The organism is Enterobacter cloacae complex sp. SHL018 (genome assembly GCF_049237905.1).
Classification (GTDB): Bacteria; Pseudomonadota; Gammaproteobacteria; order Enterobacterales; family Enterobacteriaceae; genus Enterobacter; species Enterobacter hormaechei_C.
The window spans coordinates 270,945-284,369 of sequence record NZ_JBMKJE010000002.1 but is presented as its reverse complement, the minus strand read 5'-3'; the positions used below and the strand labels follow the sequence as shown (position 1 = coordinate 284,369).

16 protein-coding genes are annotated in these 13,425 nt (G+C 55.1%); 7 read left to right on the top strand and 9 right to left on the bottom strand.

Annotated features, from left to right (window positions below; translation table 11 throughout):
- Window positions 1-6 precede the first annotated feature (6 nt).
- Genes ACOTY5_RS11135 through ACOTY5_RS11125 form a run of 3 tightly spaced genes read left to right on the top strand, consistent with a single transcriptional unit; the run spans window position 7 to window position 1,986 of the window.
- Complete coding sequence (locus ACOTY5_RS11135; protein ID WP_006811854.1) at window positions 7-453, top strand: DUF421 domain-containing protein; 447 nt, start codon at window positions 7-9, stop codon at window positions 451-453.
- Between the two features lie 11 nt (window positions 454-464).
- Window positions 465-983, top strand: coding sequence for a 2-oxo-tetronate isomerase (locus ACOTY5_RS11130; RefSeq protein ID WP_039269856.1), 519 nt, complete (start codon window positions 465-467; stop codon window positions 981-983).
- Window positions 984-999: 16 nt separating this feature from the next.
- Window positions 1,000-1,986 (top strand): SDR family oxidoreductase, encoded by a 987-nt coding sequence (locus tag ACOTY5_RS11125; RefSeq protein WP_045141953.1) that lies wholly within the window; start codon window positions 1,000-1,002, stop codon window positions 1,984-1,986.
- On the opposite strand, the gene ACOTY5_RS11120 is transcribed toward ACOTY5_RS11125, so the two are convergent.
- The 7 genes from ACOTY5_RS11120 to ACOTY5_RS11090 all read right to left on the bottom strand — a co-directional run bounded on the left by ACOTY5_RS11120 (window position 1,987) and on the right by ACOTY5_RS11090 (window position 8,340).
- On the bottom strand, window positions 1,987-3,612 hold the full coding sequence (locus ACOTY5_RS11120) for an alpha-amylase family protein (protein WP_045141954.1): 1,626 nt from the start codon (window positions 3,610-3,612) through the stop codon (window positions 1,987-1,989). It lies immediately after the preceding gene.
- A gap of 8 nt (window positions 3,613-3,620) precedes the next feature.
- Entirely contained in the window at window positions 3,621-4,631 is a 1,011-nt protein-coding gene (cydB, locus tag ACOTY5_RS11115; protein WP_015571779.1) for a cytochrome d ubiquinol oxidase subunit II, read from the bottom strand.
- A complete protein-coding gene (locus ACOTY5_RS11110; protein WP_017382872.1) occupies window positions 4,631-6,034 on the bottom strand; it encodes a cytochrome ubiquinol oxidase subunit I in 1,404 nt (467 codons plus the stop codon). Before ACOTY5_RS11110 ends, cydB begins: the two co-directional genes overlap by 1 nt.
- Before the next feature lie 70 nt (window positions 6,035-6,104).
- Complete coding sequence (locus ACOTY5_RS11105; RefSeq protein ID WP_015571777.1) at window positions 6,105-6,977, bottom strand: manganese catalase family protein; 873 nt, start codon at window positions 6,975-6,977, stop codon at window positions 6,105-6,107.
- A gap of 17 nt (window positions 6,978-6,994) precedes the next feature.
- Complete coding sequence (locus ACOTY5_RS11100; RefSeq protein WP_017382870.1) at window positions 6,995-7,501, bottom strand: ferritin-like domain-containing protein; 507 nt, start codon at window positions 7,499-7,501, stop codon at window positions 6,995-6,997.
- Between the two features lie 62 nt (window positions 7,502-7,563).
- Window positions 7,564-8,061 (bottom strand): ferritin-like domain-containing protein, encoded by a 498-nt coding sequence (locus tag ACOTY5_RS11095; protein ID WP_045141955.1) that lies wholly within the window; start codon window positions 8,059-8,061, stop codon window positions 7,564-7,566.
- Window positions 8,062-8,151: 90 nt separating this feature from the next.
- Window positions 8,152-8,340, bottom strand: coding sequence for a general stress protein (locus ACOTY5_RS11090; RefSeq protein WP_015571775.1), 189 nt, complete (start codon window positions 8,338-8,340; stop codon window positions 8,152-8,154).
- 453 nt (window positions 8,341-8,793) lie between these two features.
- Between ACOTY5_RS11090 and yjdI the strand changes: the two genes are divergently transcribed.
- Complete coding sequence (gene yjdI, locus ACOTY5_RS11085) at window positions 8,794-9,024, top strand: 4Fe-4S mono-cluster protein YjdI (protein ID WP_045141956.1); 231 nt, start codon at window positions 8,794-8,796, stop codon at window positions 9,022-9,024.
- A 10-nt stretch (window positions 9,025-9,034) separates the two neighbouring features.
- Window positions 9,035-9,307 (top strand): GNAT family N-acetyltransferase, encoded by a 273-nt coding sequence (locus ACOTY5_RS11080; RefSeq protein ID WP_003862848.1) that lies wholly within the window; start codon window positions 9,035-9,037, stop codon window positions 9,305-9,307.
- Between the two features lie 33 nt (window positions 9,308-9,340).
- Here ACOTY5_RS11080 and ACOTY5_RS11075 read toward each other — a convergent pair whose 3' ends face one another.
- Together ACOTY5_RS11075 and ACOTY5_RS11070 are read right to left on the bottom strand one after the other, a co-directional pair.
- Window positions 9,341-10,570: an amino acid permease gene (locus ACOTY5_RS11075; RefSeq protein WP_045141957.1), complete on the bottom strand. Its 1,230-nt coding sequence runs from the start codon at window positions 10,568-10,570 to the stop codon at window positions 9,341-9,343.
- A gap of 116 nt (window positions 10,571-10,686) precedes the next feature.
- Entirely contained in the window at window positions 10,687-11,151 is a 465-nt protein-coding gene (locus ACOTY5_RS11070; protein ID WP_017382868.1) for a multidrug/biocide efflux PACE transporter, read from the bottom strand.
- Window positions 11,152-11,252: 101 nt separating this feature from the next.
- Here ACOTY5_RS11070 and ACOTY5_RS11065 point away from each other — a divergent pair, with 101 nt between their 5' ends.
- Both ACOTY5_RS11065 and ACOTY5_RS11060 read left to right on the top strand, forming a co-directional pair.
- The gene (locus ACOTY5_RS11065; RefSeq protein ID WP_015571771.1) at window positions 11,253-12,119 is read left to right on the top strand and encodes a LysR family transcriptional regulator; all 867 of its coding nucleotides are present in this window, start codon (window positions 11,253-11,255) and stop codon (window positions 12,117-12,119) included.
- Window positions 12,120-12,211: 92 nt separating this feature from the next.
- Window positions 12,212-13,390: an acetyl-CoA C-acetyltransferase gene (locus ACOTY5_RS11060; RefSeq protein ID WP_015571770.1), complete on the top strand. Its 1,179-nt coding sequence runs from the start codon at window positions 12,212-12,214 to the stop codon at window positions 13,388-13,390.
- Window positions 13,391-13,425: the final 35 nt, after the last annotated feature.

Here is a 13,425-nt window from a genome sequence, read left to right as displayed (position 1 = left end):
TCAAATATGGACATGGTTTTTCGTGCCCTGGCAATTTACCTGTTTCTGGTCATTGTGTTTAAAGTTGCCGGGCGACGCGCTCTGCTACAAATGACCAGTTTTGACCTTATTTTGCTCTTAATTATCAGTGAGGCGACACAACAGGCGCTGCTTGGCGAAGATTTCTCCGTCACCGGCGCGATGATTACAATAACGACGCTGGTGGTTGTGGATATTATTTTTGGCCTGCTGAAAAAATATTTTTCCACTGTTGAGAATATTCTTGATGGCACGCCGGTGATATTGGTGGAGAACGGTGTTCCCCTTGCCGATAAACTGAAAAAGGTCGATGTGTCCTGTGATGATATATTGGTATCAGCCCGCCAGAATCACGGTATTACAGAATTGAAGGAGATTAAATACGCTATTCTTGAGCGTAATGGTCATATTTCTATTATTCCGGACGAAAATTAAGGGGCAACGCGATGAGCAACCTTATTCACGACAGCAACAGCACCATCAGCGAGCTGACGAAAAAGCTCGCCACTCAGCTTACGGACAGAGGTTTGCGGTTAACCACCGCAGAGTCCTGTACCGGCGGCAATCTCGCTGTTGCGCTTTGTGCCGAAGAGAACACGGCGGAATTTTATGACGTTGGCATGGTGGTGTTCAGCGATGCGGCGAAGGAGAGGATCCTCGGCGTGCGGCACGAAACCATTGAGCGCTTCACCGCCGTCAGTGAACAAACGGTGACCGAGATGGCCGCTAAAATTCGCGAAATTGCCGAGGCGGATATTGGCCTTGCCATCAGCGGCTATGCGGGACCGGAAGGCGGAGACGATGGCACCGCAGCCGGTACGGTCTGCTTCGGCTGGAATATTTGCGGACAGACCGAAACCCGCACCGTGCTGTTTTCCGGTGAATGTCAGGATGTGGTGGATAAAGCGGTGCGTTATTCCCTTTCTGAACTGATCGAAATACTCTCCGGCTGGGATAACGTCTGAAACAAGGGGAAAGGCTATGGCTGTGATCGTTATTACCGGCGGTACGGCGGGCGTGGGGAAAGCCACGGCGCTGCACTTTGCCAAAGCGGGCTACGATGTGGGCATCATTGCCCGCGACGAGCAGAGCCTGCGCTCCACAGAAGAGGAGTTGCGCCGTTTTGGGATCAACGCCCGTGCCGTTCAGGCCGACGTGGCCGACAGCAAGGCGGTGACCGATGCTGCTAACGAGATTGAATACCGGCTTGGGGCCATCGATGTGTGGGTGAATAACGCCATGGGCGGGATGCTGGCGCCGTTTCGCACCATGTCGCCTGAGGAGTTTCGCCGCGTCACCGAGGTGACCTATCTGGGCTATGTTAACGGCACCCGCGCCGCGCTGGAGTTAATGACCCCACGCGATCGTGGAACGATTATTCAGGTTGGCTCCGCGCTGGCCTACCGTTCCATTCCCTTGCAGTCAGCCTACTGCGGGGCGAAAGCCGCGATCCGCGGATTTACCGATGCCGTGCGCACCGAACTGATGCATGAAAACAGCCGGGTGCAGATCGCAATGGTACAGATGCCGGGCCTCAATACGCCGCAGTTCGAGTGGGCGAGGAATAAATTTGCCTGGGCGATGCGCCCGGTTCCTCCCGTTTTTCAGCCGGAAGTAGCTGCCAGCGCTATTTTTAAGGTGGCGCAGAAACCGGTGCGGGAACTGTGGGTGGGCAGCAGCACCGTCCAGTCGATTGTCGGGCAATTTCTTTTCCCCGGCTTTCTGGAGCGGCTGATGGTTAAAAAGGCCTGGGAAGGGCAGATGACCGATACGTTAAATGCGGATGACCGTCAGGACTATCTGGATCAGCCGGTTAACGACCTGCATAAAATCCACGGGCACTTCACCGACGAAGCAAAAGAGCGCGCTATCAGCGTCACCTCCGGCATGCCGGGGAAAGTGCTGCTCGGCTCCCTTGCCGTCACGGGCGCGATCGTGGCCCGTCTGCTGCTCTCGCGGAGACGATAATCAGCGCAGTGCGGTACGATCGGTCCAGAACCAGCGGTAGCCATAGCCGCTGAGGTTAAGCGCGACGGTTTTGCCGCACACCAGCGCGTCGTTGTAGCGTTTGTCCGCCAGGCAGGCGGTCCAGGTCGCATGCCGGATCCCTCTGGCGGTAAAATTAACGGGCTTATCGCTGAAGTTAACGAAGGTCAGAATGCTGCGCGTGTCGGTTTCGTAATAGATCCCCAGTACCGCATCGCTGTCGATATTAATAAGACGAAACGGCGCGACGCCGATCTCAGGGAACTCCGAGCGCGTATTGGCGATATCGATAATGCAGTGCAGGAGTGAGTTGCGGTGCAACAGCGAATCCGCCACGTTGATTTTTTGATAGCGGTACGGGCCGTGGTCAATCATCGGGGCGACAAAAGTTTCCGGGTCGGCATCTGAGAAACCGCCGCCTTGCGATCCGGCCCACTGCATCGGGGTGCGTACGGCGTAACGCTCCTCCAGATCCAAATCATCCCCCATGCCAATCTCATCCCCGTAGCGCATGACCGGTACGCCCGGCAGCGAAAACAAGACCGCATGGCAAAAGGCCAGCCGCTTTCGATCGCCATTAAGCATCGGCGCCAGACGGCGGCGGATACCTCGCTGATACACACTCATCTCTTCGTCAGGGGCAAAGGTATCGATGACGGTCTGCTTCGCTTTTTTTCCTATCCCTTCCAGATCCAGCTCATCATGATTGCGCAGCCAGTTGGCGAAGCAGCAGGAGTCCGGCGGCACAATCATCTTCTTCACCGCGTTGCGCAGCGGTCGTGCGCTCTTCTCTGCCAGGCTGACGTAAAAGTACTTATTGAGCCAGAAATTCAGCACCAGGTTGAGCCGGTCGTTCTGACCAAAATAATCTTTGTAGGCCTCGACCTCCACGTCGACTTCGCCGAGCAGGATCGCGTCCGGGTTACGCTGCCCGATAAGACGGCGCAGATGCTCCAGGATCCACAGGCCGCGTTTTTCATCCCCATGTCCGGCCTGTTTTGTCAGGTGCGATGCCGCATCCAGGCGAAAGCCCGACACCCCGAGCTTTAGCCAGAAGATGATGATGTTCTCAATCTCCTTTAGCACCGCAGGGGAGGCCAGATTGAGATCCGGCTCGTGGTGATAAAACATATGCCGGTAGTATTGCCCCGCCTCGTCGTCCCATGTCCAGATGCTCTTCTCCACGCCGGGGAACATCGGTGGCGTATCGTCGTCGTCCGTGTCGGACCAGAGATAATAGTCCCGGTAGGGTGACTGAGGGTTGCGGCGGGCCTGCTGAAACCAGGGATGCGCATCCGAGGTATGCTGGATCAGCAGCTCAATAATGACCTGCATCCCCAGCTCCCGCGCCTGTTCAATAAAGGCGATGATATCGTTGAGCTTGCCGAAGCGGGGATCGACCTGCAAATGGTCGCTCACGTCATAGCCTTCATCGAGAAAAGGCGTGAGGTAAAACGGGGTGATCCAGATGACCGTCGCGCCCATCCGGCGGATGTAGCGCAGCTTCGCGGTGATTCCGGCGATGTCGCCACAGCCATCGCCGTTAAGATCGTAAAACAGGGCGGTATCAATCTGGTAAATAATGGCGCGTGTATGCCAGCCTGCCATAGCAATCCTTAATGATAACCTTCGGTATCAGACACTTTGCCCCGGAAGACGTAGTAGCTCCAGGCGGTATAAACCAGGATCACCGGGATGATTAACAGCGTACCGATCAGCATAAACAGCTGGCTGGCAGGTGGCGCGGCGGCTTCCCACAGGGTGATGTGCGGCGGAATAATGTGTGGCCACAGGCTGATGCCCAGGCCGCTAAAGCCGAGGAAGATCAGGCCCAGCGTTAACAGGAACGGACGGGCATGGCTGTCGGGATTGCGCGTCAGCCGCCAGATCCACAGGCTGAATACCGCGACCAGAACCGGAACCGGCAGGAACCAGAAGAAGTTAGGCAGAGTAAACCAGCGCTCGGCGACAAACTGCCAGCCGAGCGGGGTCCAGATACTTACCACCGCAATAACGGCGATCAGCGCCAGCAGCACATGGCGGGTCAGCTCGCGCATCCGGTTTTGCAGCGCGCCTTCGCTTTTCATGATCAGCCACGTGGTAGCCAGCAGGGTATAGGCGACAATTAAGCCCAGCCCGCAGAACAGATTAAACGGGGTGAACCAGTCCAGCGAGGAGCCCACAAAGCGACGCCCTTCCACGTCAAAGCCGTTAATCATCGCGCCAACCACGATCCCCTGGCTGAAGGTTGCCAGCAGGGAACCGCCGGCAAATGAGTAGTCCCAGAATTTGCGGTGGGAAGGGGTCGCCTTAAAGCGAAACTCAAACGCCACGCCGCGGAAAATAAGCCCGATCAGCATGGCCGTCAGCGGGATGGTCAGGGCATCGATTATTACCGCGTAGGCCAGCGGAAACGCGCCGAACAACCCTGCGCCGCCGAGAACCAGCCAGGTTTCATTTCCGTCCCAGACCGGGGCGACGCTGTTCACCATCACGTCGCGCTCTTTGGCATCGCCCACAAAGCTGAACAGCATGCCGATACCGAGATCGAAACCGTCCATGATGATGTACATCAGCGTGGCGAAGACAATAATGGCAAACCATATGACCGGGATATCGACGCCCATCAGATCTTCTCCTCTTCCGGAACAGACTCGGCGGCGGACAGCGGACGGGCAGGGGTGCCCGACGTATTAGACGTTAGCGTGCCCACAGGCTGCGGACCTTTCTTAATCAACCGGGCGAGATACACATAACCCACGCCAAATACCGAACAGTAGACCACGATAAAGGCCAGCAGGCTGATGCTCATCTGCAACGTGCTGTGCAGAGACACCGCATCTATCGTGCGCAGATAGCCGTAAACGACCCACGGCTGGCGGCCCACTTCGGTGGTGACCCACCCGGCGAGCAGCGCGAGCAGTCCGGCAGGCCCCATACAGAGGGCAAACCAGTGGAATGGCCGCGAGTGATAGAGTCGACGGCGATAGCGCAGCCAGACACTCAGCACGCCAAGGGTAATCATCAGCAGCCCCATGCCGACCATAATGCGGAAGGACCAGAAGACGATGAGCGAGTTAGGGCGGTCCTCTTTCGGGAAATCCTTCAGCGCAGGGACCTGTTTATCCAGGCTGTGCGTCAGGATCAGGCTGCCGAGCGCGGGAATTTCAAGCCCGTATTTGGTGCGCTCCTCTTCCATATCCGGTACGCCAAACAGCAGCAGCGGGGTGGCCTCGCCGGGCGGGTTTTCCCAGTGGCCTTCAATCGCGGCGATTTTGGCAGGCTGGTGCTCAAGCGTATTCAGGCCGTGCATATCCCCAACCACGGCCTGAATGGGCGCGACCAGCAGCGCCATCCACATGGCCATGGAGAACATTGTGCGAATAGCGGGCGTATCGTTACCTCGCAGCAGATGCCATGCCCCGGACGCGCCCACAAACAAGGCGCTGCACAGGAAGGCGGCGATGGACATATGGATCAGGCGGTAAGGGAATGAGGGGTTAAAGATAATGGCCAGCCAGTCTTCGGGAATGACCTGACCGTTCTGAATACTGAAGCCCTGCGGGGTGTGCATCCAGCTGTTGGAGGCGAGGATCCAGAAAGTGGACATCAGCGTGCCCAGCGCCACCATGCAGGTGGCAAAGAAGTGCAGGCCGGGGCCGACCTTGTTCCAGCCGAACAGCATCACGCCTAAGAAACCAGCTTCCAGGAAGAAGGCGGTTAGTACTTCATAGGTGAGCAGAGGGCCGGTTATGCTGCCTGCGAACTGGGAAAAGCCGCTCCAGTTAGTCCCAAACTGGTAAGCCATGACCAGCCCGGAAACCACGCCCATACCAAAGTTGACGGCGAAAATTTTCAGCCAGAAATGGTATAGCGAGCGCCAGACATCATTTTTGGTGCGAAGCCACATGCCTTCGAGAACCACCAGATAGCTCGCAAGCCCGATGGTGATCGCCGGGAAGAGAATATGAAAAGAGACGGTAAAGGCGAACTGTATCCTGGCCAGATGAAACGCATCAAGCTCGAACATGCTCCGTACCTCTGGAACTGATAGCGCACAAGGCATTGCCAGACAGCCTCAGGCTGCCTGGCAAAACCGGTTACGGTTTTTTCTTACCTGCACCAAGCTCGGCACCGGTAAGCGGATCGGCATTAGGGTCGGATTTCGTGCGTGCGCACATCGCTTTGACCAGCGTTTCCTGCTCTGTAGTGAGCGTTACGCTTGCGCCGCCGTCACCGCCATCGACCGCTGGCTGAGGAGATTCCACGTAGTCGAAGTGCTTATCGCTGTTCCAGCTGCCGCGAACTTCTCCCCCCTCAGACATATTGTAGTACTTGTTGGTGTACTCTTCGATTGGCGGCAATTTACCCGGTGGGAAATTGTTACGGATCGACTGGAGCGCCTTCTCAAACGAGAGCTGGTGTGCTGCCTCACGCGTCATTAAAAACGCCAGCGCATCTTTAACACCCGGATCGTCCGTTACGTTAATAAGCCGTTCGTAGATAATTTTGGCGCGCGCCTCGGCCGCTATGTTAGAGCGCAGATCCGCGGTCGGTTCGCCAATGGTATCCACGTACGCCGCCGTCCACGGTACGCCTGCGGAGTTAGTAAGCGGAGTACCGCCGCCGTAGAGCAGCGAGGTGATATGACTGTCGTTGCCGTTCTCGGTCATGGAGCGGTACAGTTCCGCTTCATTTTCAACGCCTTCCGCCAGTTCGCCTTTCGCACCCTTATTCAGCATACCCACCAGGGTGCCGATAATTTCCAGGTGACTTAACTCCTCGGTCGCGATATCCATCAGCATATCTTTACGACCGGGATCGTCGTCGCTCAATCCTTGCGTAAAGTAACGACATGCCGCGGCAAGTTCGCCCTGTGGCCCGCCAAACTGCTCAAGCAGAAGATTGGCCAGGCCCGGATTCGGTTCGGCTACGCGTACCGTGTATTGCAGCTGTTTTACGTGTCGAAACATACATTCTCCCTCTTTTGTTATTTTTTCGCTTCAACGCCATCCGCGTCGGAGCGCAGCAGGAACTGTTCCGTCGTCTGTGGAATATGCTGGAGCAGCCAGTCTGCCATCTGGCGCTCTTCTTCCAGAATGGATTCAAGGGCTGGAATGGAGGCGGTATCGCCCGCTTGTTTGGCCGCAGCCAGCAGAGAGGTGTAGCAGGCAATTTCAAACTGCTCAAAAACGTAGCCGCTGATAGAGCCTTTAACAATTTCGTCGGAAGGGAACATGCCGCCAATGGACTGGCCGAGCGCCGCCATTTTACTCATGGAATCTTTTATGACCGAACGGGAAATATCATTGCGGTCGAGAATTTCTTCCAGCACGGTAATTTGGTGTTTAGTCTCATTAACGTGTTGTTCAATTCGTGCACGTAAGTCGGGATAATTATCAATACGGCTGGCCATTGATTCCAGCATGGATTCGGCTTGCTTTTCCATCGCATGGGCATCGCGTAGCCAATCATGGTAGTGTTCTACATGATTCATAATTAACTCCTGTGATTTATTTTCTGGTTAATTTTTGGTGCTGATGCTCATCAAATTATTATTTATCCTTTCTGGGCTTTTTGATTAATATTACCGACAGCCAGATCGGTTAATTTGAGATCGGTTTCTTTTTCTTCTTCCAGCGTTTCGGCAAGAAGTTTAACGGCTTTTTTATAGCCTAATTGTTCAGCCAGGGTGGCCAGGGTGCCGTAGCTGGCAATTTCGTAATGTTCAACTTTCTGAGCTGCGGCAATTAATGCAGCGTCACGCACTTCATTTTTCTCAGTGCTCTCAATAACTTCGTTGGCTTCTTCAATTAAGCCTTCCATCGCAACGCATTTCATGCGCTTCAGTTTGAGACCGGATTCCTGCTCAATAATCTGATCGATACGTTCGATCTGTCCCTGCGTCTCTTCGAGGTGAGCCGTGAACGCGGCACTTAGCTTCTCGCTGGATGCGGCGCGAGCTAATTTGCCTAGCGCGCGGGTCAGCTGCTTCTCAGCGCTGTAGGTGTCGGATAACAGGTGAATAAATACATCTTCAACAGTTTTCATATTCATATTTTCGCTCCAGTAAAATAAAGGGAAGGTACTGCGAGCCGACGGGCCCGCAGCATGCTCTCGGTATATTTATAAGAGCTTTAAATAAGATCAGGAGTTATCAGATTTACGGCCTCCGCCATGACTACTCTGACCCCCTTTCTTACCCGCTTCAGATGCGCGTTGCGGATCGTTTTTGAAATTACCGCCGCTGTGCTGGCCGCCTTTACGTCCAGCTTCTGATGCCTTTTCACGGTCTTCAGCGAAATTACCGGAACCACCACGATGTTGCTCTGCCATATATCAACCCTCATGTTGCGTTTATGTCAGGAGATACGATAAGTAATTCGTATCAGTTGTCGTTCAGAAATTAACATTAGTCGTTATGTGAGAAGAGTCAAATTTCTTGTCTGGGTTGTTTTGCGGTAATTTTGCAGGGAGTGAAGAAATACCGCTTCGTTACGAGTTTTAAAAACGGATGGGAAATCCATCAGTTAGATGAAAATAAATCCGGAGGTTAAGATTGCGCTTAGCTAATAATCCTAATGTGAACGTGGCGTGAATTATTACAAGAATTGACACAGCGCAAAAATATATCTTCGCAACGGGTGTTCTTGTATTCGGAATAATCCTATGAACGTGAAGAAGTCATGCGCTGAAAAGAGTGTGGCTAAACCTCGTTTTTGACGTGGTCAGGCGGATCGGGTGAGGGTATGCTTCTTTTGTCACCACAATAATTACAGAGGCAATGTCATGGATCAGGAGCTACTGGATGCGGGGTACCGGGCCTATACCAGTGAGAAAATCGATGTCTACTTCAACACCGGGATCTGCAAACACTCGGGCAACTGCGTGCGCGGCAGCGCGAAGCTGTTCGATCTGAAGCGTAAACCATGGATCGCGCCGGATGAAGTAGATGCAGAAACGGTTATGCGCGTAATTGATACCTGCCCGAGCGGTGCGCTGAAGTACCGCCAAAAATAAGCGAGGAACCATGGAAATTCTTGAAGGCCATAACAAGTTTTACGTCAACGACGCCGAAGGCAATCAGGTAGCGGAGATCGTCTTTGTCCCGACCGGCGAGCATCTGAGCATCATTGAGCACACCGATGTGGATCCGAGCCTGAAAGGGCAGGGTGTGGGTAAACAGCTGGTGGCGAAGGTGGTAGAGAAGATGCGCGGTGAGAATCGTAAAATTATCCCGCTGTGTCCATTTGCGAAGCATGAGTTTGATAATACGCGGGAGTATGACGATATTCGGGCGTAAAACAGATGCCCGGCATTGCGCCGGGCAGCATACTCAACCCACAAACATCACCGACACACACAGCACACCCAAAATCAGCGTCAGCAGGTTACCGATGGAGCGGTACGGTTTTAATGACGGGATCAGGTACGTCGACAGCGTCGGCATGATGAACAGGATCATGGCGATAAGCGGACCGCTGATGGCATAAATCATTGAGATCGCATTCGGGTTGATGCAGCAGACCGCAAAGGTAATCAGCGACACGCCGAGAATCGAAATCGCGCGGTTAAAGGCGCGGCTTTTCTTCACACCCACCTGATTCAGCGACGATTTCACAATTTCCGTTGCCCCTTCAATCACGCCAAAATAGGTGCCGAGGAACGATTTCGACATCGCAATAATCGCCACGATAATGCCGGAAATGCCCAGCCATGCCGGGGACGATGGCATCATCGACAGCGCGGACAGGATCGTCACCCCTTCCTCTTTTGCCGCCACGATATACGACGGTGGAATCGAAAGCAGGCAGCTGAACACAAAGAACAGCACGCTGAGGCAGATGATCAGGTACGCCACTTTCATGATTTTTTTGCATTTACCCATCGCCTCTTCACCGTATTTCTCGCGACGGTCTACGGCGAAGGTCGAGATGATCGGAGTATGGCTAAAAGCGAAAACCATCACCGGGATCGAAATCCACACCTGGTGCAGCGTATGCTGGTCGAAGGCCATCTGGCTGGTCAGCAGCGACGGCTGCCAGCTGCCCGTCAGATACAGCGAGACAAACAGGAAATAGGCGATCAGCGGAAAGACAAGGAAACCCATCACCTTAATGGTGATGTGCCGCCCCATCAGGAAGATCAGATTCAAAATCAGCACTACGCCAAAGCTCACCAGCATCCGCATGCCGGTATCCACCGTCATCCGTTTCGCCAGCTGTTCAGTGAGTGAGTTGGTTATCGCCACCGCGTAAATCAGAACTACCACAAAGAAGGCCACAAAATAGAGTGTGGTGATCAGGTTGCCGATCTTTTTGCCGTAGTAATGCGAAACGGCACCGGTGATCCCTTCGTTGCCTTTCGTCTTCGACGACAGAATAAATTGCGCCAGCGCTTTATGCGGCCAGTAGGTTAAGGGATACGCCACAAGGGCGGTGATCAGCAGGACAATCGCGCCAGCAGAGCCGAGCTGAATGGGCAAGAACAGGGTTCCTGCGCCCACGGCAGTGCCGTAGAGGGCGAAACTCCAGAGAGTCTCTTCTTTTGACCAAATTTTCGACATTAGAGCAACGTATCAACTATAAAACGAACAAAAAGGAGTGCAATTTACCATAATTATGCGTTGAGGTCGCCGTTGCTTCGCAGGGGGTGGGCCGGAGCAGGTCTCCGGCCGGAAGGTTATTCGCTTGCCAGGGCGCGTCGTTGCTGGCGGCGCTTGATGATTTTCTCCCGCAGGGTGTCGTACGCCCAGTTGTAGAGCATGGTGTACGGCAGGAAGAACAGAAAGAAACCAATTTCCAGGGTAAAAGCCTGGAGCAGCGTCACGCCCAGCACGGCGGCAACGATGGTTACGCCAATCACAATAAAGCCGCATTCAAAACCCAGGGCATGCAGGGCGCGCACTTTCGCCGTGCGCTTCACCCGCTGGACGGGCCAGAAACGGTCGAAGCCAAAGTTATAGATAATGTTCCAGAGCATTGCCGTGGTCGCCAGAATAATGGTGAGCCCCCCCATTTCAACCACCGAGCGCTGCATTAGCCACGCGGCCGTCGGGGCGAGGATCGCCGTAGCAATGCCTTCAAAACAGACGGCATGGAAGATCCGCTCCGGCAATTTACGTTGGAGTGCATCCTGATATTGCATATTTACCTCATATAGACGCCAGTATGGGCGTTGATGCCGCCTATTCTTATCGTTTAAGGTGATATATAAAAGATGGTATCCATCGATAAAGTAGATACATCATGCGTTACTCTCCCGAAGCACTGACCGCGTTTGTTGAAACTGTCGCCGCAGGTTCGTTTTCTGCTGCGGCACGGCGGCTGCGTAAAAGCCAGTCCACCATCAGCACCTCCATCGCCAACCTTGAAGCTGACCTTGGCTTTGAGCTGTTCGATCGCTCGGCGCGTCACCCGGTATTAACCGCCCAGGGTGAACAGGTGCTGGGCTATGTCCAGTCGATACTCGCCGCCAGCGCGCGCCTGGATGAGCTGGCCGTATCGTTAACCGCGCAAACGGAGGCGCGTTTTACCTTTGTTCTCTCCGATACGCTTAACCCGGCCGTGCTGGAAGAGATGATGAGCCAGTTCGACCAGCGTTTTCCGCACACGGAATTTGAGTGCCTGATTGGAGAAGAGGAGGACGTGATCGATCTGCTGCAAAAGGAGCGGGCGCAAATTGGCCTGACGGAAGCGCGCGACAGCTACCCGACCGATATTGGCGCGACCCGTCTGCCTATGCAGACGCGGATGGCCATCTACGTTTCTGCCGGACATCCTCTGGCAGGGCAACATGAGACGCAGGCGGACGAGCTGCATGGCTGGCGCGAGCTGCGGTTGAGCACCTATCTTGAACGGGAAGCGCCCCTTTCGCGCGGGCCGGTCTGGTCTGCGCCGAATTATCTGTTACTGCTGAGCATGGCGGTACAGGGCTTTGGCTGGTGCGCGTTACCCTGCGCGCTGGTCGACGAATTTGCCGCGTCGAAATCGCTGGTTCAGCTGAACGTGCCGGGCTGGCCGAGGTCGATTGCCATCGATCTGGTATGGAACAAACGAACCCCGCCCGGCGTCGCCGGAAGCTGGCTGCGCCAGTACTTACAGGACGCACGATAATCCTGTGACTAAACTCACTATTTTTAAACATTTGGGTCAATTGTTGATAACAATCCTCTACTATCGTCATGTCATTTTGCACAGAGGTCGTGATGAAAGATGTCGTTATAGTGGGTGCGTTACGTACGGCTATCGGCTGTTTTCAGGGAGCGCTTGCGCGTCACTCTGCGGTTGATCTTGGCAGCGTGGTGGTAAGAGCGCTGGTGGAACGCAGCGGGATTGCCGCACATGAAATTGATGAGGTGATCCTGGGCCAGGTGCTGACCGCTGGCGCGGGACAAAACCCTGCGCGCCAGGCGGCGCTGAAGGGCGGCCTGCCTAATACCGTTTCGGCAATTACCATCAACGACGTCTGTGGTTCAGGTTTGAAAGCGCTCCATCTTGCGACGCAGGCCATCCAGTGCGGTGAAGCGGACGTGGTCATTGCTGGCGGGCAGGAGAATATGAGCCGCGCCCCGCATGTCCTGACCGACAGCCGGACCGGCGCGCAGCTCGGGAATAGTCAGCTGCTTGACAGCCTGGTTCACGACGGGCTGTGGGACGCCTTCAACGACTACCATATGGGCGTAACGGCGGAAAACCTGGCGCGGGAATACGGTATCAGCCGCGAGCTTCAGGATGCATATGCCCTCAGCTCACAGCAAAAAGCGCGTGCAGCGATCGACTCCGGGCGTTTTCGCGATGAAATTGTCCCGGTCAGTACCCAGCGCCAGAACGGTGAAGCGCTCATCGTCGATACCGACGAGCAGCCGCGCACCGATGCCAGCGCAGAAGGGCTGGCAAAACTCGATCCGGCCTTTGAAACGCTCGGTTCCGTAACGGCAGGCAACGCCTCATCCATTAACGACGGTGCGGCGGCGGTGATGATGATGAGTGAAAGCAAAGCCCAGGAGCTGGCGCTGCCGGTGCTGGCGCGGATCAAAGCGTTTGCCAGCGTGGGCGTTGATCCCGCGTTAATGGGGATCGCCCCGGTCTATGCCACGCGCCGCTGCCTGGAGCGGGCGGGCTGGGAGTTGAACGATGTGGATCTGATTGAGGTCAACGAAGCTTTTGCTGCACAGGCGATCTCGGTCGGGAAAATGCTGGAATGGGATCCGCTGCGGGTCAACGTCAACGGCGGAGCCATCGCGCTGGGCCATCCCATTGGCGCCTCCGGCTGCCGCATTCTGGTGTCGCTGGTCCACGAAATGAAAAAGCGTAACGCCCGAAAAGGGATCGCAACGCTCTGTATTGGCGGGGGGCAGGGGGTGGCCCTGGCTATCGAACGGTAATTTCTCCCTCTGCGCACAGAAAACCTCCCACGGGA

What these genes read in the sequence shown, in the direction of transcription:
- ACOTY5_RS11090 (WP_015571775.1), bottom strand. Translation starts at nt 8,340, where the DNA reads ATGGCAGAGCAACATCGTGGTGGTTCCGGTAATTTCGCTGAAGACCGT.
- cydB (WP_015571779.1), bottom strand. Translation starts at nt 4,631, where the DNA reads ATGGGCGTCGATATCCCGGTCATATGGTTTGCCATTATTGTCTTCGCC.
- ACOTY5_RS11065 (WP_015571771.1), top strand. Translation starts at nt 11,253, where the DNA reads ATGCGTTACTCTCCCGAAGCACTGACCGCGTTTGTTGAAACTGTCGCC.
- ACOTY5_RS11070 (WP_017382868.1), bottom strand. Translation starts at nt 11,151, where the DNA reads ATGCAATATCAGGATGCACTCCAACGTAAATTGCCGGAGCGGATCTTC.
- ACOTY5_RS11080 (WP_003862848.1), top strand. Translation starts at nt 9,035, where the DNA reads ATGGAAATTCTTGAAGGCCATAACAAGTTTTACGTCAACGACGCCGAA.
- yjdI (WP_045141956.1), top strand. Translation starts at nt 8,794, where the DNA reads ATGGATCAGGAGCTACTGGATGCGGGGTACCGGGCCTATACCAGTGAG.
- ACOTY5_RS11135 (WP_006811854.1), top strand. Translation starts at nt 7, where the DNA reads ATGGACATGGTTTTTCGTGCCCTGGCAATTTACCTGTTTCTGGTCATT.
- ACOTY5_RS11105 (WP_015571777.1), bottom strand. Translation starts at nt 6,977, where the DNA reads ATGTTTCGACACGTAAAACAGCTGCAATACACGGTACGCGTAGCCGAA.
- ACOTY5_RS11060 (WP_015571770.1), top strand. Translation starts at nt 12,212, where the DNA reads ATGAAAGATGTCGTTATAGTGGGTGCGTTACGTACGGCTATCGGCTGT.
- ACOTY5_RS11100 (WP_017382870.1), bottom strand. Translation starts at nt 7,501, where the DNA reads ATGAATCATGTAGAACACTACCATGATTGGCTACGCGATGCCCATGCG.
- ACOTY5_RS11075 (WP_045141957.1), bottom strand. Translation starts at nt 10,570, where the DNA reads ATGTCGAAAATTTGGTCAAAAGAAGAGACTCTCTGGAGTTTCGCCCTC.
- ACOTY5_RS11120 (WP_045141954.1), bottom strand. Translation starts at nt 3,612, where the DNA reads ATGGCAGGCTGGCATACACGCGCCATTATTTACCAGATTGATACCGCC.
- ACOTY5_RS11095 (WP_045141955.1), bottom strand. Translation starts at nt 8,061, where the DNA reads ATGAATATGAAAACTGTTGAAGATGTATTTATTCACCTGTTATCCGAC.
- ACOTY5_RS11125 (WP_045141953.1), top strand. Translation starts at nt 1,000, where the DNA reads ATGGCTGTGATCGTTATTACCGGCGGTACGGCGGGCGTGGGGAAAGCC.
- ACOTY5_RS11130 (WP_039269856.1), top strand. Translation starts at nt 465, where the DNA reads ATGAGCAACCTTATTCACGACAGCAACAGCACCATCAGCGAGCTGACG.
- ACOTY5_RS11110 (WP_017382872.1), bottom strand. Translation starts at nt 6,034, where the DNA reads ATGTTCGAGCTTGATGCGTTTCATCTGGCCAGGATACAGTTCGCCTTT.